Origin of the sequence: Luteibacter sp. CQ10 (genome assembly GCF_040900725.1) — a bacterium.
GTDB lineage: Bacteria > Pseudomonadota > Gammaproteobacteria > Xanthomonadales > Rhodanobacteraceae > Luteibacter.
Genome location: NZ_JAEUYM010000001.1, coordinates 436,677 through 455,185, shown reverse-complemented (window position 1 = coordinate 455,185; position 18,509 = coordinate 436,677). Strand labels below are relative to the sequence as shown.

20 protein-coding genes and 2 tRNA genes are annotated in these 18,509 nt (G+C 59.0%); 8 read left to right on the top strand and 14 right to left on the bottom strand.

The window, feature by feature from the left end; genetic code table 11:
- Nucleotides 1-177 precede the first annotated feature (177 nt).
- The 6 genes from JNG39_RS02150 to JNG39_RS02125 all read left to right on the top strand — a co-directional run bounded on the left by JNG39_RS02150 (nucleotide 178) and on the right by JNG39_RS02125 (nucleotide 4,573).
- Nucleotides 178-1,152, top strand: coding sequence for a tyrosine-type recombinase/integrase (locus tag JNG39_RS02150; protein ID WP_368309393.1), 975 nt, complete (start codon nucleotides 178-180; stop codon nucleotides 1,150-1,152).
- A gap of 227 nt (nucleotides 1,153-1,379) precedes the next feature.
- Nucleotides 1,380-1,649, top strand: coding sequence for a MarR family transcriptional regulator (locus JNG39_RS02145; protein ID WP_368309392.1), 270 nt, complete (start codon nucleotides 1,380-1,382; stop codon nucleotides 1,647-1,649).
- An 11-nt stretch (nucleotides 1,650-1,660) separates the two neighbouring features.
- Nucleotides 1,661-2,002 carry a hypothetical protein gene (locus tag JNG39_RS02140; protein ID WP_368309391.1) on the top strand — a complete coding sequence of 114 codons (342 nt, stop codon included), beginning with the start codon at nucleotides 1,661-1,663 and terminating at the stop codon, nucleotides 2,000-2,002.
- Nucleotides 2,003-2,007: 5 nt separating this feature from the next.
- Nucleotides 2,008-2,289, top strand: coding sequence for a hypothetical protein (locus tag JNG39_RS02135; protein WP_368309388.1), 282 nt, complete (start codon nucleotides 2,008-2,010; stop codon nucleotides 2,287-2,289).
- A 47-nt stretch (nucleotides 2,290-2,336) separates the two neighbouring features.
- Entirely contained in the window at nucleotides 2,337-3,806 is a 1,470-nt protein-coding gene (locus tag JNG39_RS02130) for a hypothetical protein (RefSeq protein WP_368309387.1), read from the top strand.
- A 404-nt stretch (nucleotides 3,807-4,210) separates the two neighbouring features.
- On the top strand, nucleotides 4,211-4,573 hold the full coding sequence (locus tag JNG39_RS02125) for a hypothetical protein (protein ID WP_368309386.1): 363 nt from the start codon (nucleotides 4,211-4,213) through the stop codon (nucleotides 4,571-4,573).
- Nucleotides 4,574-5,274: 701 nt separating this feature from the next.
- On the opposite strand, the gene JNG39_RS02120 is transcribed toward JNG39_RS02125, so the two are convergent.
- The 9 genes from JNG39_RS02120 to pilV form a co-directional block, all read right to left on the bottom strand.
- A complete protein-coding gene (locus JNG39_RS02120) occupies nucleotides 5,275-5,976 on the bottom strand; it encodes a DUF4145 domain-containing protein (RefSeq protein ID WP_368309385.1) in 702 nt (233 codons plus the stop codon).
- Nucleotides 5,973-6,512: a DUF4823 domain-containing protein gene (locus JNG39_RS02115; protein WP_368309384.1), complete on the bottom strand. Its 540-nt coding sequence runs from the start codon at nucleotides 6,510-6,512 to the stop codon at nucleotides 5,973-5,975. The genes JNG39_RS02120 and JNG39_RS02115 overlap by 4 nt, the downstream gene beginning before the upstream one ends.
- A gap of 425 nt (nucleotides 6,513-6,937) precedes the next feature.
- Nucleotides 6,938-7,012 (bottom strand) — tRNA-Val (locus tag JNG39_RS02110).
- A gap of 47 nt (nucleotides 7,013-7,059) precedes the next feature.
- Nucleotides 7,060-7,734: a GspH/FimT family pseudopilin gene (locus JNG39_RS02105; RefSeq protein WP_368309382.1), complete on the bottom strand. Its 675-nt coding sequence runs from the start codon at nucleotides 7,732-7,734 to the stop codon at nucleotides 7,060-7,062.
- On the bottom strand, nucleotides 7,659-8,075 hold the full coding sequence (locus tag JNG39_RS02100; RefSeq protein ID WP_368309380.1) for a type IV pilin protein: 417 nt from the start codon (nucleotides 8,073-8,075) through the stop codon (nucleotides 7,659-7,661). The genes JNG39_RS02105 and JNG39_RS02100 overlap by 76 nt, the downstream gene beginning before the upstream one ends.
- 16 nt (nucleotides 8,076-8,091) lie before the next feature.
- Nucleotides 8,092-11,889 (bottom strand): pilus assembly protein, encoded by a 3,798-nt coding sequence (locus tag JNG39_RS02095; RefSeq protein WP_368309379.1) that lies wholly within the window; start codon nucleotides 11,887-11,889, stop codon nucleotides 8,092-8,094.
- Nucleotides 11,890-11,892: 3 nt separating this feature from the next.
- Entirely contained in the window at nucleotides 11,893-12,516 is a 624-nt protein-coding gene (locus JNG39_RS02090) for a PilX N-terminal domain-containing pilus assembly protein (RefSeq protein WP_368309377.1), read from the bottom strand.
- Nucleotides 12,517-12,532: 16 nt separating this feature from the next.
- Nucleotides 12,533-13,855: a PilW family protein gene (locus JNG39_RS02085; protein WP_368309376.1), complete on the bottom strand. Its 1,323-nt coding sequence runs from the start codon at nucleotides 13,853-13,855 to the stop codon at nucleotides 12,533-12,535.
- Nucleotides 13,852-14,391 (bottom strand): type IV pilus modification protein PilV, encoded by a 540-nt coding sequence (gene pilV, locus JNG39_RS02080; RefSeq protein ID WP_368309375.1) that lies wholly within the window; start codon nucleotides 14,389-14,391, stop codon nucleotides 13,852-13,854. The genes JNG39_RS02085 and pilV overlap by 4 nt, the downstream gene beginning before the upstream one ends.
- Nucleotides 14,392-14,629: 238 nt before the next feature.
- On the opposite strand from pilV, the gene JNG39_RS02075 reads away from it, so the two are divergent.
- Nucleotides 14,630-14,890: a hypothetical protein gene (locus JNG39_RS02075; protein ID WP_247373937.1), complete on the top strand. Its 261-nt coding sequence runs from the start codon at nucleotides 14,630-14,632 to the stop codon at nucleotides 14,888-14,890.
- Nucleotides 14,891-14,916: 26 nt separating this feature from the next.
- Here JNG39_RS02075 and JNG39_RS02070 read toward each other — a convergent pair whose 3' ends face one another.
- Together JNG39_RS02070 and JNG39_RS02065 are read right to left on the bottom strand one after the other, a co-directional pair.
- The gene (locus JNG39_RS02070; protein ID WP_368309374.1) at nucleotides 14,917-15,135 is read right to left on the bottom strand and encodes a hypothetical protein; all 219 of its coding nucleotides are present in this window, start codon (nucleotides 15,133-15,135) and stop codon (nucleotides 14,917-14,919) included.
- A 114-nt stretch (nucleotides 15,136-15,249) separates the two neighbouring features.
- Nucleotides 15,250-15,813: a GNAT family N-acetyltransferase gene (locus JNG39_RS02065; RefSeq protein ID WP_368309372.1), complete on the bottom strand. Its 564-nt coding sequence runs from the start codon at nucleotides 15,811-15,813 to the stop codon at nucleotides 15,250-15,252.
- A 157-nt stretch (nucleotides 15,814-15,970) separates the two neighbouring features.
- Here JNG39_RS02065 and JNG39_RS02060 point away from each other — a divergent pair, with 157 nt between their 5' ends.
- Entirely contained in the window at nucleotides 15,971-16,414 is a 444-nt protein-coding gene (locus JNG39_RS02060) for a hypothetical protein (protein ID WP_368309371.1), read from the top strand.
- Nucleotides 16,415-16,505: 91 nt separating this feature from the next.
- On the opposite strand, the gene JNG39_RS02055 is transcribed toward JNG39_RS02060, so the two are convergent.
- The 3 genes from JNG39_RS02055 to ispH form a co-directional block, all read right to left on the bottom strand.
- Nucleotides 16,506-16,961, bottom strand: coding sequence for a carboxymuconolactone decarboxylase family protein (locus tag JNG39_RS02055; protein WP_368309369.1), 456 nt, complete (start codon nucleotides 16,959-16,961; stop codon nucleotides 16,506-16,508).
- 296 nt (nucleotides 16,962-17,257) lie between these two features.
- Nucleotides 17,258-17,333: transfer RNA gene (locus JNG39_RS02050), tRNA-Thr, on the bottom strand.
- A 43-nt stretch (nucleotides 17,334-17,376) separates the two neighbouring features.
- Nucleotides 17,377-18,318, bottom strand: a complete 942-nt coding sequence (gene ispH, locus JNG39_RS02045; protein ID WP_368309368.1) for a 4-hydroxy-3-methylbut-2-enyl diphosphate reductase — start codon at nucleotides 18,316-18,318, stop codon at nucleotides 17,377-17,379.
- Nucleotides 18,319-18,509 lie beyond the last annotated feature (191 nt).

The following is an 18,509-nucleotide window of genomic DNA, read 5'->3' as shown; positions in this document are numbered from 1 at the left end:
TTACTGGGGACGGACAAGAAAAAACCCGGCCTTGAGCCGGGTTTTTGGAATCGATGGTGGGCGGTACAAGGATCGAACTTGTGACACCTGCCGTGTGAAAACCCTTGGTCTTTCCTAAGTTTACTAAGGCATACAAGAGGTTGTCGAGAACTCCCTTACACCATAGGAGTTCAGAACATGGCCAACATCCGACAGCTATCCAGTGGGAACTGGAACGTACAGGTACGGACCAAGGGGCAGAAACCCGTCTCCAAGACCTTCCCCACGCAGGCCGCCGCTCAGGCATGGGTAGATGGTCAGGAAGCCCTCAGGAAGGCAGAGGAAGCTTCACAGGGCAATGCCCTACCCACCGTGAGGGACTTGGGCTATGCCTATGCTGAGGCCCGTCTAAGCGGCCATCAGGGCTATGGCAAGTGTCGGATGATCGCTGACCAACTTGCCCAGGTATTTCCTGTGACCATCGACCAACTCACTCCGAGGATGGTCAATGACTTCAAACTTGCCCGACTCAAGCAGGTGAAGCCGGAAACCTGTAGGGCTCAGCTAGCGTTCCTCTCGCGGTTCTATCGATACGCGCAGAGGGAGCTATTGCTAGAGGTAACTAACCCTGTAGCCAGCATCGTCATGCCTCCTGCATCCAAGCCTAGCGACAAGGTAGTGAGTAGAGAGGAACTCGATGCCTTGCTAGGTGCGTTGAAACCCACGATGGCGATCATCGTTGAGCTTGCATATGAGACCGCTATGCGTCGGTCTGAAATCATCAAGCTCACTCATTCGTGCATCCATCTGGAAGAACGCATAGTAGACGTCATTGACGGTAAGACAGGGACACGCAATGTGCCTCTCACTAAGCGTGCTGTAGAGCTTCTAGAACTCGCTGCAACGCGATGCCAAGGCAAGGCCTTACCCTCAGAAAGAATCTTCAAGGTAAAGCCGCACAGTGCGTCTAATGCGGTTAAAAGGGCTAGGGAGAAGCTTGGTCTCCCTGACACTGTGCGTATCCACCAACTACGCCATACCCGCATCACACAGGTGGCTAAGAAGGGTTTGAACAATGCTCAGATCATGGTGGTTAGTGGTCATCGTGACCCACGGTCAGTGGCTAGGTATACCCATCTGAACGCTCGGGATGTGCTCCATCTCATCGACTGAAGAAGAATTTCTAGGATTTCGACAATACGATTTGCTTTTTTAGCGATATTACTGAGTAGGGGACTTCATTTTCTGAAAATCAGTTTCAGAAGTCAGTCTATATTCCGTAGCTCTTAGATACGACTAAGTACGGGCATCAGAACCCTGCGCGAACCCACCTCAGAACATCTCCTGACCTAGGGCCAGGAGGTGTCTCTGTGCGTCGTCCACCCATAAGGAGAAACCCCATGAGTACCACCGTGGAGGATGTGCTGGCGTTCCAGCATAAGCACCTCAAGAGACTCACACACAAGATCGTCTATCTAGCCATCAGGAATCGACAGACCGATAAAGAGTGGGCATCACTAAGCCTCACAGACCTGAGAACCCTGACTGGGCTTACGCCTTCGGCATTAGTTGCCGTCGTGCGCAAGTTAGTTGCCTTAGGCCTAATCGAGAAGACCAGAGACGGCCTTAATCGAAACGACAAAACCCGATACCGCACCACTGACACTTAAGGAGAGAAATTATGTCGAGCATTTTTGATGAGATGAATGGCACTAACGCCTTCCCTACTGACAACCTCACGGTCACCCCGCATCCCAAGGAACAGCGTCGCTTACGTGGCCTGGACAACTTGAAGGATGGTTTAGAGATTTGGAATCAGTGTAAGCGTGACGCCATCACTGGCCTGTACAGGGCCGATCCGTATGTACGTGCAGAGATTGACGCCGTGTACGGCAATGACTCCGTACAGACCAATCCTAATGATTTGAGTTTCCTGTCTAAGCCAAACGCTAAGCCCAAGCCTATCGATGCCATGCGCGAGATCAAGCGCGAAATCAACGCCAAGTACAACATCAAGGAGTAATGCCAATGTCCCATCACTATCTTTCCCCGCACGAACTTCAGAACATGGAAATCAAGCGCAAGGCTGATGCTGAACTAGATGCAATGATTACTGAGAAGAACAGAGCCATTGTTGGCGACACGAAGACTTACAAAGGTATCTCTTATGCGTCGATGCAAGATGGTCTTATCACCTGCATCAACCTTCCACCGCTTAGTGGGCTGGATGGCACGTTCACCAGAGAAACCACCCTCAAGAAGATCATTGATGACCTTGAGCGGTTAGGCCAGCTTCCCAAGAACAAGTAACAACCAACCCTATTAGACACACTAGCAATAGCCTAGCAAGGAGACATATGACCCAAGTAATCGACGTATTATCAGGCAACCCCGGAGTAGGTAAGACTAAGCAATTCATTGAGCAAGTTCAGGAGGGGAAGCGGTATGTATATGCCGCTCCTACAAGACGCCTAGCCGAAGAGGTTATGGGTAGGCTCACAGAGCAAGGCCGAAGTTACACCCCCATCTTTACCAGCCCGCTACAGGACGTAGGATCGGTCATCCATAGAGCTAACGTTGCACTTGGCAACAAGACGGATACCATCCTCGTCATCACCCATAAGTGTTTAGCCTCGGTCAGACCTGAGCTACTCGATGGATGGAACCTCTATGTAGATGAGTGCCTCAAGACAGAAGACATTGAGGCTGTCACAGTACTAGCAAGCGAATTCGAACACGTCATCGCTCCCTATGTTGGAGACTGTGATGACAATGGCGGACTCATCCTAAACCCATCGATGATGGAAGAAGCTTGGGAAATTCATGCTCAGGGCATAGAAGATGCCAGGAATAGAAGGACACGCAATAAGACGCTCTTGTTAGTTCTGGATGCCATGCTTAGTCAGACTAAGACAGCGACGGCTGTACCTAAGAAGAACGATAAGGGTAAAGACGTAGTGAGAATCTCTGTTGAGGGATTCACTGATTACACCAAGCCTTTCTCCTATGCAGATACGGTTACGCTCATGGGAGCAAACGTCGAACGTAGCTTGGTAGCTCGACACCTACACCGTAAGGCCTTCACCCTTCGGGTAAACAAGAGACGGTCTGAGCGAAATGGTCTACCTGTGATCCTTCCCCTAGTCAGGGACAATGAAGGGGCATACATCTCCAAGAGCATGTTGCTCACTCTTCCTGACGGATCAAGGGCTAAGGAGTGGACCAAGGATTGCTTTGGTCAGCATGTCTTAAATACAGCGTTAGCGTTCGTCGGTGACGCTCGAGCCATCTTCGCTAGTCACGAATGGTGCAGGCCTGCCCTACCCGCCAACGTAGAACGAACTCCGTTCGATACCAGAGGGTTGAATCAATGGAGAGACCGCAAGGTCTCCATCCATATGCTTCATGGCAACCCTTCACCTGATGAGCTTGGACCCGCTAAGCGCATCATTGAGAAGATGGGTATTCCACTACAGGAAGGTCGGGATGCTATGAGGTGGGAGAGAGAGGGTGACCAACTCATCCAGTTCTCCCATCGGACGATGGTTAGGGACGAGGATACCTCTGATACCACCTACCACATCGTTACCAGCTACACCCAAGCCAGAAGGCTTATGAGGGACTTTGATGGAGCCTGCATCATCGACACTAGCTTGATGATTGAGCCTCCTGAGCAAGCCCCTACGGAGAAGAAGGCTGACAGAGGCATTGAGCGTGAGAACCTAGCTTCGCAAGCTAGGACGCTCAAGGCTGAGGGTATGTCTCAGCGAGCCATTGCCAGTCGGCTGGACGTTAGCCTAGGCAAGGTCAACAAGCTCCTCCGATAACATGTTCATTTTCCTACTAAGTAATATTTAGTAGAAACGTGAACACTCACTTCCTTGGTGGAATCTGAGCACCCGCTCAGTTAGACCCACCTGATGCTTAGCCGATACCTAGAGCCACCTCTCTGAGGGAGAGGCTCAGCTAGGGAGTGCTCTCAACGAGAGCCAACCTAAGCCATGGGTGGGCATTACCAAGTGTCCACCTTGGCCCACGGCCAAGAAGATCAAGAGCACCGCCAGCATAGCTGGCAAATCAAGAGCGTCATCAAAAGCACGCATAAAGAAGAAGATCAAGAGCAAGAGCATTGATTCCTTATGTATCGACATAGGCTAGCTCTTGCCTTTGCTCTTAACACCTGGGTAGCTCCGCTACACAGGACCAACAGTTAACTATAAGGAGACAAACTATGTCGATTCCAGAGGATGGTAAACAAGCCTATATTGAGGCGTACTCTCATAGCGACCTAGCAAAGCGATGGGGCGTTAGCCTGATTAGCTTAGATACATATGCGGAAGATCAAGGATGGGATAGAGAGCATCGACTCTACTGGCAAGACAGAGCCCTAGAGGTTCTCAAGAAGAGTATGGAAGAAGAAAATGTAGCCGCTGTCAAAGAACTTCTACGCGTAACAGGACACTCGCGACCAGTGGGTCGCCCTCCCAAGTCAGAAGTACAGCGACATATCGCCATTGAGGCAAAGATTGCTAACGAATATGCGGATGACGTTGCTCGTTTAGCAAGTCATGTACCGCTTAGTGTCGTCAAATAGTTATTTATTTTGATGGTGATGGTGACAAGACCTTCTGACGCCTACTCCCGTGCAGTTCAGAACCATTCGCTGACAGTCAACCATACGTCTCTCGCGAATGAAGCAATCATAAGTACCCCGATGTATGCGAAGATGAGCTGCAACACAATCGCAAGCAATCCAGCAACCAATGCTTGATATCGCTCCATCAAGTCGCGCCTTGATGCAATCGCGTGGAGCAGATTAGCTTAGGTGCGAGCGGATTCTTGTTGACGCTATTCAACGCCTCGACACAGCCTCTGTACTCTATAGTGTTGGCTTCGTAGTACATCCAAGCAGCAAATGCGATGGATAGAGGTAGCATCAGGCGTACAACTAAGTCTAGCCACTTCATCGACGTACCCTCCCCTTGGGCGTCTAGAAAGACTTCTAAGCATAGGGACACATTGCGTGTCAGCTATGACCCATGTTCGGCATGGGTGGACCGATGGCAGAACCTTCAACCTCTTGCCATATAGAGGCGACGCCTACTCACCGGCTGTCAAGGTCTGCACCTTTAGACCCTGTGCGGGGGAAGTGGCAGCTCACATAGATCACCTGGGCTCACCCAAGCTGTCTAGCTCACCACCACCTGATGACCCTAGGCCACCTACGGTTTGCCCTTGAGGGGCTGGCCTGTTTGCCGTGGAGCGAGATCTTACACCCGCTCATGGCCCTGTCAATCAGGAGGAAGTCTGAGGCTTCTTGGCGGCATCCTTATCAGCAGCAAGCTTCACCAATGCATCCATCGCCTGTTTGCGATCATGCCGAGCCACGTACCATTCTTTGATAAGGGTCTCGATTAGGCCAATCAGAAGCTGGGCTTCCTCGGGCTCGACATCAATTATGACGTCTACATCCTTCTCCATGTGTGCACCGATATTTCCAACCTTACGCACAGCATCGATTCCTGCCCAAGTTACCGCATCGACCTTGTCCTTGATCTCGTTTATTTCGTTGAAAAGATTCGCAGGCTTGACTTGATGAAAGTCACGAATAATTCCTTGCAAGCATCTACGGGCCAGCGTTGCGGATGCCTTGGGGCTAAGATTTCGTACTAGACAAGCCTCTTTGTAATCCTCAACGATTGCAGACGGCACATATGAAGGCATTGGCTTCGCACTGGATTCAGGTCGCAAATTCCATATGCTAAGCTCTCCGCCAAATGTTTCGAGCCTAGGGTTATATCGTGCGCGGTTAAGACAAGCTAGAAGCTCATATTCTTTGCAGTCAGAATTCGGACAAACTATGTAAGCCAGGCTAAATCCTAGAAGACCATGCTTTCCATCTTTATTGAGAGGTATAAGCTGCTCTTCAAAATTGCTAGATGTAATCGTTGCGTTCTGCTGACAGTACGGACAGGTCCAAGCAAATGGCTTCGTCACTTGGCTTCGCTCCATCCGTAAATCTTCCCAAGCGCACCATTGCTCACTTCATCAATAAATCGATCAGGAGAGCCACCGACGAAGGTTGCACCTGTAGCTACACGCTTATGAGTTGATGCTGCTACAAGTTGATGAGTGCGTGCATCGAAGAGTTCCATGGAGATACTAAGTTTGTCTCCATTGCCTGACCATGCAGTAGCGTTATCTTCCCATAGGATGATGGTTGGCTTGAGCACATAATCGAAGCCTTGAGCATCAGCCTCAACAATACCTTGGTCAGTGTTAGCAGACGAAGATACCGACATAGGGATGCCGTGCATGGTCAGATATTTTCTGACTGATGCGACGACAGCTTGCCCGCTTCCAATTGCAGGGTCTTGTCCTTTCTCCTGACCATCGGTCACAGAGAGAACAAGCACCTTTTTCTGAGAACTGACAGCCTGCCCCGCAAGAGGTCCACCCTCTTTTACCGACCTGGGCACCGAGCATCCAGACACAACTATGCAGGCCACAGCAGCCAATGCAATCTTTTTCATCCCCTGCCCTCTTGGCATTTCCCCGAGAAAAATTGTACCTGCGTTGCATATAAGTAGGCATACCCCCGTCCCCCGGGGCCACCCCTCTAAGGGTCGTCACAGAATCAGCCAGGACGGTCGAGTGCCGGAGGCGTCAGCTACCTCTCTCGATGGGCGGTTAGCTCAGCGGTAGATGCTGAGGCGCTAGCCGAAGGGCACACGCAGTGTGTCCCTTGCCTCAACTAGGCAGGGCTACCTATAGACGGATCAATGGGTTAGTCGAGGCTGTGCACAAATCTAGCTGTGCATGCTCAGAGGGTCGTCAGGTCCGTGCACATTGCACGCTGTGAACGACCGGGGTAAGTTGTGCACGTTCTCGACGGCAACAAAAAAGGGAACCCGCTATGGATTCCCTTTTAAGTCCCTGTCTAACAGGGCTAATTCGATGGTGGGCGGTACAAGGATCGAACTTGTGACACCTGCCGTGTGAAGGCAGTGCTCTACCGCTGAGCTAACCGCCCATCGAGCGCGCCATTATATGGATGGGAAAGGAGGCCGTCAACATGGCCTAGCTGGCCGTGCAAGCCGCACCAGCCGCCAGCTTCGAGCTGGCGATCGAGCCCGATACCCCGAGGGAGATCCGCGCGCCCGGCGTCGTGGTCGTATTCTGGCCCACGTCGGTCGCCCCGCTCTTGCTACGTGCACAGACCACCATGGTAAGCGCGGTACGCGACCCGTTGGCGATCGGCGAACCTGTCTGCCCGAAGGTGATGACGTTGCCGTCGGTCGCCTGGATGGAGACATCCGGCAGGGCCGGCACCCGGCGCAGCAGGGTCAGGCCCGACACCGCGCCGAAAGATTGGTTGGCACCGTTGGCGGCGGCGTTATAGACGTAAACGATATACCCGGCGTCGTAGTTCACTCCGCCGACGTCGCACCCGGTGCCGCTGACGCTGCGGCAGATCGATACGAACTGGTGTCGGCTGGCGGCTTCCGAACGGGCGTATTGCATGTCGGCGACGAGGTTGTTGACCGTGGTGCTGACGTAGTTGCGGCGCACGACGGTCCGCCAGGCGGGAACGGCGATGGCGAGCAACGCCGCCATGATCATGACCGTCATCATCAGTTCGAGGACGGAGAACCCCGTCACGATCCGCCGGCGGCCCATCACCAGCACCGCCCGTTCGTCGTCGTGCCGGTCTGCGACTTCGTGCCGTTCGAATCCAGCGTGAGGTTCTTGCATGCGTCGCCGGCCTGGGTCAGCTGCGCCGACGCGGTAAGGACGTAGCCGCTCGTCAATGCGCCGCCCAAGGGCGCCACCGTGACCTTGTAATAGCCGTTGGTGCTCGTATCGGAAGCGAACTTGAGGTCGGTCGTAAGGCTTCCCGCGTAGGTGTTGTAGGTCGAGTAGTAACGCTCCTGTGCCGTCGCCGTGCGCAGAAGCAGCTCCTGGCCTTCGGCACGACGTGCCCTGAAGGTGTATTTGGTGTACGAGGGCAAGGCGATCATCGTGAGCACGGCGATCACCGCCACCACGATCATCAGCTCGATGAGGGTGAAACCCGAGACATGGGGGCGGCGCATGCGTTCAGTCCTCAGCTCAATAGGCATTGTTCAACTCCCGCCAGGAGCGGCGACGCCAGACCGCATCGCCCAGGGACGGCAGCGCCTTATTGGCGTTACCGCTTCCGTCGCCGGTGGTGAGGCCCGGGATGGCGATGCTCCCGCCGCCCAGTCCCGTCGCGGCGGGAAGGCCACCCGTCACCGGTACGTTGCTTACCCGAATGCCTGCCTGGGAATACCCGGACCCCAGGCTCGCGGTACCGAAATTGACGCCGCTGGCCGCGCCGCCGGTTGCGGCGTCGATCACCAGGACGGCGCCCTTTCGAACGGGTGAGCACGGGTCGCTGCTCCCCGGAATGAGCGTGGCGATGATGGCGCGACCGCTGTCGAACAGCGCGGTCGCATCCACGACCACGCGTTCACCCTTGTTGGTCTGGTTGCTTGCCGTTCCCGTGAACAATTTGATGAACCAACCGCCGATGGCCTTACCGTTGGCATCGGCGACGCCCACGGCCTTGTTCGTCAGGCCGCGAATGTCGTTGGACTCGGTCATCGTCTGCTCGATCATCGGCGTCGTACCCTCGATGACCGGGGAGGCGTTGCCCGGCCCACGATCGCGAATGCCGTAAACGTACTGCACTCCCGACGAATTGTCGGCCGTATTGTCGGAACCGCCCAGGTACTTGCCCGTACCGAACACCACCATGAAGAACTGGGACGTCGGATCCGCGAACAGGCGGGGCATGACCGTGATGGGCCGCGTTCCTTGGCTGGACGAATAGAACGCGAGCGACACCGACCACTTGTTGGGATCCGCGTCGGAAAGATCGAATCGCCAAAGATTTCCGTTCAGGTCGCCAGCGAACGCTACATCGTCGATCTGGTCGCTGTTGTAGTCGCCGAGCACAGGCGAGGTCAGGCCGTAGCTCACCACGTTACCGCTGATGCCCGATACCGTCTTGGGCGTGACCAGCTCCTTGATCACGGCCCCCGTCTGCGCATCGAGCACGAACAGCGAGCTCTGCGTGCGCTGGGAAGCCGCATCCTTGTCGTACTTTTTGTAGGGCGCGCTGGAGGTGTTGCTCGGAAAGTAACCCGAGGGCACCAGTACCACCCACTTCCCGTTCGCCAGGCGACCGATGTTGGGGCGACCATAGGTATAGCCGAGGTTCGCCCCCACCGCATTGCCGTCTTGCGTGGTGGTGTTGTTGAACTCCCAGAGGACCTTACTTCCCGCGTTGGCCTCGCTGGCCGAAGCGTCGGTGATATCGAGCGCGTACACGCCACGCCCCCCCAGGCGAAGGCCTCCAACGAGGATGCTGTGCCAGCCCTTCGTACCCGCGCTGAAAAAGACGTCGCGGTACACGGGCGTGGCATCCACCGTGGGAATGAATGTGAAATCCGACTTCGGCGTCAGGTAGTCGAGCTTGTCGAACACTGTATAGGGAACATAGGCCCAACGCTCCGCTCCCGGGGATGGGGTCACGTCCACCGAGCCCGCAGGGGTCGAGCTCGTCGTGGCGTCGAATGCATGCAGCATGCCGTCGTTGGCGCCCACATAGATCGTCGGCGCACGGTTGGCATGGTCCGTCACGAACTTCTCGTAACTGTACTTGAGCGTACCGTCGTTGCCGAGCTCGGCCTCCGGCGCGCCCGTCGGGAAACTGTCGCTGTAGCCGCTGGCGGGGAATGACACGTAGACCGACTGCGAATTGATGATCGCACCCAGGGTCGACGTACGGCGACGGAAATTGGTGCCCTCCTTGCTCGAATCGCCACGAAGATAAGCCAGCTTGTCCGGCCCGAGCGTGCTCTTGTTGCTGTCGTCGAACGGGGTAGTACCGTCCGTCGCCGTGGTGGCCGCCTTCAGCGCACTACCGATGTTCGCCCAACGGAATGCCGTTCCCTTGCCTGCGGCCGGCGCGGAACTGGTGATGATGACGCGGGTGTCGCCCGCCTTCGCTCGCGCGGTCAGCAATTCGCCCGCGCTCCACAATTGCCTGCCGATGTTGCCGAGGGTATCGACCACGTTCGCCACCAGCGAACCGCTGTAATTCGAACTGTCGAAACCGGTCTGGTACGTCACGCCGTTGCCCGTCAACACCGTACTGCTCAAGGCACCCGCGACGGTCGACGTGGTGCGCGCGATGATGCGGCTGAGCAACTGGTTGAGCGCATTGGACAACGCTGCGGGATCCCGCGCGCTGAAATATTGCCCACGACTGTTGATCGCCGCATGCCAGGTATCGTCGATGTCGGTCAGGTCACCGTTGCCCGTGCCGGTCGGCATGGGCCACGACTTGGCCCCGCTACGCAGATTGTTGTAGTCACCCGGGAACGCAAGCGAACCATTGATGCCCAACGCGATCATGTACTGGACCACATGCGGCCACGTGGCCGGGTCGTTCTTCGGGTTGAAGTAGAGCGACCGCGGGGGCTTTCCCGTGCCGTCCCAGTTCACCGGGGCGTTATTCTGATCGGTGTAGTCGACGAACGAGGGGGGAACGTCCAGCTTGGCGGTACCGTTGCGGGTGAAATCAGGCCGCAAATTCGTCGCCCAGTAATAGAAGGTGAGGTCCGACAGGGACGAATAAGGATGCGCCGTGGTAACGCCCCTGTTCGTCGTGTAATACACGCCATCCGGAACGTTCGAATAGATGACACTGGTCTTGTCGGAATTCTGGCCGGTATAGGCCGTGCCGTCCGGAAGGTTGATGGCACTACGCGTGGTGGGCGTCTTCGCCCCGGGGTCGCCACCATTCCAGTAACCATCGGTCACCAGCAGGCTGTAGTTCAAGCGGCAGCTCAACTCCAGGCCCGAGGAATTCGGACCCACGTTAGGTTCCCAATAAGGGTTCAGGTTCGTCTTGTTGACTTTCGAATCGGCGCCCGACATGAAGAGCTTGCCTACGCGATCGATCGCAACGCGCGTAGGCGTGCCGCCACTCGCCCCCACCTGGTAGAGCCAGGTAAAGAACGAGGAACGAGCCGTGCCTTTGAAGGCATCGAACGTCGTGGTGCCCGGCGACAACCAGTAATTGGTGTCGTTCAGGTTTTGATACACCACCCTGATGCTATTGCCGAGGCCGCCAAAGACATCCGCGATGGCGGAGCGCGTCATCAGGTTACGTGTACGATAGTAGGAATACCAATTGGCGAAGTTCTTCTTGGTCGCGTCATCAGCATTGTTGATCAGCGTGATCGTGCATCCAGTATCGGAATTCGGCGTGGGGCAGGTCCAGTAGAATCCGCCCGCAGTGCCGACCTTCCCGTCATTGTTCACCGTCCCGTCCCTGTTCTTGGTGGGATTTACCCCCCCGTTGGCATAGTTGGGAATGGCAAACTGTGCCGTATCGTCGGCCTGTATGCCTGACGAGGTGTTGTTGCCGAAGTCGCTATTGAAAGACTTCGAAAGATCCTTGGTCCCGCTGCAATTGGTCGCCGTGGTATTGGCGCAGATGCCGTCGCGCCAGGCCTTGGTATACGACGAGTCGGGGAAACGAGAAAGACCGTCTGCCGCCAGCGGCGGCGTATACGTGATCGATGGGTTGAAGTATTGGGAATTGGTCGCGGACGAATAGTAGTACCGCGAACCCTGCGTGTTATCGAGCGTGTCCGGTAACGCCGTGGAGCCCATGGAACCCGAATCGTCGAAGGTGACGGCGATGTTCGGCGAAACCGCCACGGTGAGATCCGGCGTCGCGGTACTGAGATCCACCGTGTAGTACTTGGCGGCGGTCTGCGCTTGCGTGGGGACGGACGAGCCGCCGACCAGGCACAACACCATCGCCACGAGGCCGGTACCGATCCGTGAATAGGTGGAAAGGACTTTCATGGTTCAGTTGGCCTTGGCGGCGAAGGTGGTTTCGAAGACGCGAATCGCGTTGTCGTTGTTGCCCATGCCCCGGGCGGTGATCCGGTAGATATGCCGGACGACGGCCGTATATCCCGCGCCCCTTGCCCCGGTGGCCCCCGACTCGGCCTGCTGCCCCGCCCCCTGCGGCGTCTCGATACCCATATCTTCGATGATGTAGTAGGGGTTGTTCTTCAGCGCGAACGTCTTGTCGGAGGAAACGTCCTTGAAGTTGACCGGCTTGTACTCGACGGCGCCCTCGATGACCCAGCCCGACGAGTTACGGAAATTCTTCACCGCGGCGACGGGGTCCGGCGAATACGGGTAGCACGTGGCAAGGCTGCTCGTGCCGCAGATCATGCGCGTGGACGTATCCGAACTGGCCAGCCAAAGACGCCATTCCGCGCCGCGCAGGGCGGATTCCGCGCTCCATTCGGCCAGCTGCGCGTTGCGCAGGCCGCCCGCCAGCTTCTGCTGGAGCAGCGAGGTCCCCGATGCGCTGACCGCGAGGATCGTAATCAACAGGAGAAAAATCAAAGCGGTGACGAGAACCACGCCACGCTGTGGCTTGGCTTGGGCATATCGAAGGAGAGCAGGATTTCGGTTCATGGCATCGTCTCCCGCGTCACGGGTTGTAGTTACGCATCATCACCACCGTGCTGAACTGGCGGCGAAGCATCGGCAAGGCGAAACCCTGGTCGGACGGCGAAATGCCATTCGCACCGCGTGCGTCCGGTGCCTTCGGCGTCGAGTTGCCCTCGGGCGAATAGGCGTAGACCAGGTCGGGGGCCTGCAACGTATAAAGTGGCGCCTGCCCATCCATCAGGATGTTCACTTCCACCGTTTTCAGGGCACGCCATAGGCAGCCCATGTCGGTGGACGTGGAATCCTTCGCGCCCGCCGGACAAGGAATGGTGGAGCCCGCACGGGAATCGACGTCGGCGGCCGAAAGGTAGTGCAGGAAACCGTTCTGGTCCTCCACTCCGTAGTTGAAGTCCAGCCGCTCCACGCCACGGACCAGCTCCTGGCACGTGCTGCCGACGGTGCTGTCGCAACGCATCAACGCACCTGTCTTGGTTCCCGTGGCGGTACCGTCGTCGCTGACCACCTGCAGGAAGTAGGTGACGGTGCGGAAGTCGGTGCTCACGCGAAACAGCTTCGGTGCCGATTGCGGCTTCAGGGCTTTCGGCTGCTCGAAGTTCACGGTGCTGCCCGCGGGAACGAAGGTCGGATTGCCCGTGGTCTGGAATATCTGCGATGAGGAACAATCGGCCAGCATCATCATTTCGCCGGCGGAATTGATGCCTGTGAGGTCGGGCTCTTCCGGTCGCCTGGATATGGCGATATTAGCGATCGTTCCGTCGTTGTTGGCGACGATCTGGCTGGCACCGCCGATCGCCCAACCGCGACCGGAATCGACGTAGCGCAGTTGCAGGACGGCCGCACCGACGACTCGCGAACCGACCGCCGTGCCCATCGCGGGAACCCCGTTCGCCGCCGTCGGCGGACTGCTCGGCGTGCACGCCGTCTTGGTGCACTGGAACCCTCGCATGAAGAAGAACGACGGCAGGTAATAGCTGGCCGTGGGTTTGGCCGGATACGAGCCGCCCCACGGCGTCGTGTTCTGGGGGAAGGTCAGGTTATTGGCCAGCACGCGAGGCGCGCGCAGCCCGTCCAGCGAGACGCCGGAGGTGCCGGTGGTGGCGATGCCTCCGGTGCTGTTGCAGTACTGAGCCCCAGCCATCTTCAGATCGGCGCTGATGCGGGTGATGGCATAACGCCCCTCTTCCTGCAAGCGAGCCATCTGGGTCTGCGCCCGGTTGCTCGAGGAAGTCGACAGAAACAGCGTGACGATTCCGCCGGCCACGATGAGCCCAAGCACCATCGCCACCATCAGCTCGACCAGGGTAACGCCACGCTGGCGACGGACAATGCGTGGCTGGCTCATGGCTCGAATACCCAGGTGAAGGACTGAAGATTGTTGGAACCGGTGTTGTCGTCGCCCCCCCCGGTGGCCACACCACGCTCGGCCCAGGTGATAGACATGGTGCAGGTGCCGCTATACGGCGGACGGAGCCCATATTGCGCTGTCGGATCGAAGCTGGACGACTTGACGCATTTGATCGATGTCTTGCCCAGCGCAGGCAGCGTCGCCTTCAGTTGCTGGCTCCACAGGATCTGGTCGCGAAGGGCAACGTCGCCGGGGGCGCAACCCGTCGCCGCGTCGCAGGCCGGTGCCGTGCCTGAGATGGGGTATTTGTCGCTGTCGTAGCTGTTTTTCCACAGCCCCATGGGGTTGGCCCGCATGCGATCGGCCATGCTGCTGGCGAGGAAGGTCACCTGGGTGCGTACGTAGGCCGTGGTATTGGCCCGCGTAGCGGTGATCAGAAGGCCACCCAGGCCGATCAGGCCGATCGTGAAGATCAGCACGGCCATGAGCACTTCGATGAGCGATACGCCCCGCTGCGCGCGCGGCGATGACATGCAATTCACCCTGATTCCCCTGCCTATGGTCCCACAGGCTGGAATTTAACCGAACACGCGATCGCAGCGGGGCCAAGGCCGACATGCGGTCGGATTTTCCCGACGAGCGGCTAACGCGGCGTCGGCCTTGTCACCCCGTACACGACGCTGAACGCCGACACGTCAGGGTAGTGTCGGGATAACACAGCGGTCACGAACTCCCGGCCAGAATTCCCGGGCTTGAAAGGAGAGTCGTACCGTGATCGCGCAATACGTTTATACCGCCGCCGAAGTTCCGTTCCGAATCGTTCGCCACGGCCACCGCTGGCGCGCCCTGCAAGGTGCGCAGGAAGTAGGCCGTTACGAGACGCCGGAAGACGCGATCCGCGGGTTGCGTGAGTCGACGCCGCACTGGGTTCCCCGGCGCCTTGGCGATTGGCGCTTCATCCCCGATGCCCCCCTGGGCCACCTTTCGCCGCCCAAGGCGGGCGCCTTGGCGCGCTTGGCCGCGGCGGCCTGAATCGGCGAGTCCGTGCTTCCCTCGCGTCAAAGCGCCATCGACCGCCAGTGCCCGTGGTCGTCTTCCACCCTCAGATCCACCGTCAGCCCCGGCCGGTGCCTGGCTCGAGCCTGTTTCAAGGCATAGGCCAACGCCTGCTTTTCAGCGGCGAAGCGGACCGGCTTCTCGGCATCGACGCGCACGGCCCACTCCGCGCCGGGTTCGGGTGGATGCACGACATAGATTTTCAGGTAACGCTCGCTCATCGTTCGCCGTCGCGGGGGCCGACCGACGTATGTGGCACCCCCGCGATGAAGGCGATGTGCAAACCGGGGCCGACTGCCGATTCAGCGCACGCTTGGCATGTCGCGACGACCGGCTCACCGCGTAGCGGTGGAACGCCACTCCCGGTCGAGCATCGCGTAGATCACGTCGTCGACCCACTCGCCGCGGAAAAAGTAGGCTTCCACATGATGCGCTTCCCGGCGATAACCCAGCGACTCCAGCAGGGCGATGCTCGCCACGTTGCGCGGATCCACCGAGCCGACGGTGCGGCGATACCCCCACTCGTTGAACGCCAGATCGAGCACGGTGCTCATGGCCTCGCGGGCATAACCCTTCCCCCGGCGATCCGGGCGGAGCGATATCCCGAACTCGATGGGTGACTGCTTGTCCGCCGGGAAATGCACGCCGAGGTCGCCCAGCAGTTCACCCGTCGAGCGATCGCGGATCGCCAGCTGCGCCCAGCTATCCGGGGTGTGGAACGCCAGCCGGGACTGCTCGTCGATGAAGCGCGCGGCCTCGGCCTCGTCCACCGGACGCCATCCCTGGTAGCGAGCCACGGCATCGTCGCCACGGTAGGCGAACAGCCCGGGGGCGTCGGCGGGGACGAGACGATCCAGGCGAAGCCGGGTCGTGGTAAGGGTCGTGTCTTGCGGCTCCATGTGACCTCCTTGGAAAGCGGGCAAATTAGCACCACCGGACACCGCTGCACACGTTCGCGAATGTTTACGCGGTCATTACCCGAAAAGCGCCCGGGGCGTGCAGCTTTTTTACGGGAATCGCCGGGATACTGGCGCCCCTTCCCCACGAGTTGCCACGATGTCGATCGTCGTCATCACCGGTCCGCGTCACGATGCCTCCTCCCTCACTCCCCCGATCGCCGACGATGCCATGTGGAAACTCTGGGAACGGGCCCAGGCCGCCGGTGTCGACCTGCTCTGGCGGCCCTGCCAGGATTTCGTGGAGTTGACCGGCCATCTCGATCGATCGCCGGTCGACCACGCGGACCTCGTGCTTCTCGATGTCGACGCCGCCGAGGTTCCCGAAAGTGACGTGGCGCCACTGCGCCACGCGCTCGCCTCGCTCGACGTGCCCTATATCGAAATCCACGACGGCAGCGACCAGTCGGATGCGTCGACACTGGTTCCCGGACACCCGTCGCTGGTCAGCGTCGTGGTGCCGGGCAACGCCATGGCGGGTTACGACATGGCTCTTTCGATCGGCTTGCGCTACCTCGGCGCGCATGTCCGGATGGCAGCGTAAGCCGACGACCAGGCCGCTGTTGCCGGCCGCCGCCTAGCGAGGCGAGCGAGCCCAGCCCGGACGAGCGGACGGGTGCGGACACCCAGCGACGTCAGTTGTCTGCCTTGGCGCGGGGTTTCAGACGAAAACTGATACCCATGCGGTTGATGGCATTCATGGCCGCGACGGTGAGGGTCAGGTCGACCAGGTCCTTTTCGGAGAAGGCGTCGGCCGCTGCGGCGTAGGCCGCGTCGGAAGCATGCGTTTCCCCGACGCGCGTCACCTCTTCGGCCCACGCCAGCGCGGCGCGCTCCTGATCCGTGAACAGATACGCGGCCTCGTGCCAGACCGGCACCAGCACGACGGTTTCGATCGACATACCCGCCTTGACGAGATCCCGGGTATGGATGTCGATGCAGTGCGCGCATCCATTGATCTGCGATACGCGGAGAAACACCAGGTGGATCAGCTTGGGCGGCAGCGCCGTGCCGGTGGTCACGAAGTGATGCAGTCCACCCAATGCTTTAGCGCCGTCGGGGGAAACGGCAAACCAGTTAGCGCGATTCATCGTCCAGATCCTGTTCAAAGCGAGCCGTCGTCCGGCAGCATGCCGGCCGATCCATAGCTTGACGATCCAAGGCCCGCGTTTGTGACAAGGTGGCAAGACCGTGACGCGACGGTGGCGGAACGCACGGCGCTTGAGCGGCGGGCCTCGGCACCTGCGGCGCGCCATGCGGCAGCCTTGTTCACGCACCGGGATGGATGCCGGTGGACAGGCATGGACGCGCGGGCACAAAAAAACCCGCTTTTCAGCGGGTTTCGATGCGTCTCATGGACTCGTGTGGACGGCCTTGGACGGGTATCTGGTGCCGGAAATAGGAATCGAACCTACGACCTCATCATTACGAATGACGCGCTCTACCAACTGAGCTATTCCGGCGAGAGGCGGAATTGTAGGTAAGCCGGAGCCCGGGCGCAAGCCTTCAGCTCGCCAGGCGCAGCTCCTTGGGCAGGGCGAAGGTGATGTTCTCGGCTTCGCCGTCCAGCTCGCGTACCGTGCCGGCGCCCCAGGATTGCAGGCGGGCGATGACTTCCTGCACGAGCTTCTCGGGCGCGGACGCGCCGGCGGTGACGCCAATACGGGCCTTGCCGTCGATCCAGGCTTTTTCGATGTGCTCGGCGCCGTCGATGAGATGGGCGGTGACGCCCTGCTTCTCGGCCAGTTCGCGCAGGCGGTTGGAGTTGGAACTGTTGACCGAGCCGACCACGAGCACCAGGTCCACCGCTTCGGCGAGGCGGCGCACGGCGTCCTGGCGGTTCTGCGTGGCGTAGCAGATGTCGTCCTTGCGCGGGCCTTCGATGGCGGCGAACTTCGCGCGCAATGCCTTGATGATGGCGATGGTGTCGTCCACCGACAGCGTGGTCTGCGTGACGAAGGCGAGCTTGTCCGGCTGCGAGGGCACCAACGCAGCGACGTCGTCCACCGATTCCACGAGATAGATGTTGCCCGGATTGGCGGGATTCCACTGCCCCATGGTGCCTTCCACCTCGGGATGGCCATCGTGGCCGATCAGGATCACGTCGTAACCGGCGCGGCCCAGGCGGGCCACTTCCATGTGCACCTTGGTGACCAGGGGGCACGTGGCATCGAACACGTTGAGACGGCGGCGGTCGGCCTCTTCGCGCACCGACTTGGGCACGCCGTGGGCGCTGAAGATCACCGTGGAGCCGTCGGGCACCTCGTCGAGTTCCTCGACGAACACGGCGCCGTCGGCGCGCAGGCGCTCGACCACGTAGCGGTTGTGCACGACTTCATGGCGCACGTAGATCGGCGCGCCGTACGACTCGAGCGCGCGATCGACGATGGCGATGGCGCGGTCGACACCGGCACAGAAGCCGCGGGGATTGGCGAGGAGGATGTCCAAGGGGGCCTCGTGGCGGCCTCGCGGGGCCGCTGGGTGGGTTGCCTGCGGATTATCGCATGGTGGAGACCCGCCTGCAGGCCGAAGGATTCGGCACTCCGTTCGCCGATGCGATCGGCTCCCACCCCTGTGGTAGGCGGGTTTTCGAGAGCCCGGCTACCGGCCAGCTTTCGACATCTTGGCTACCGGAGGGG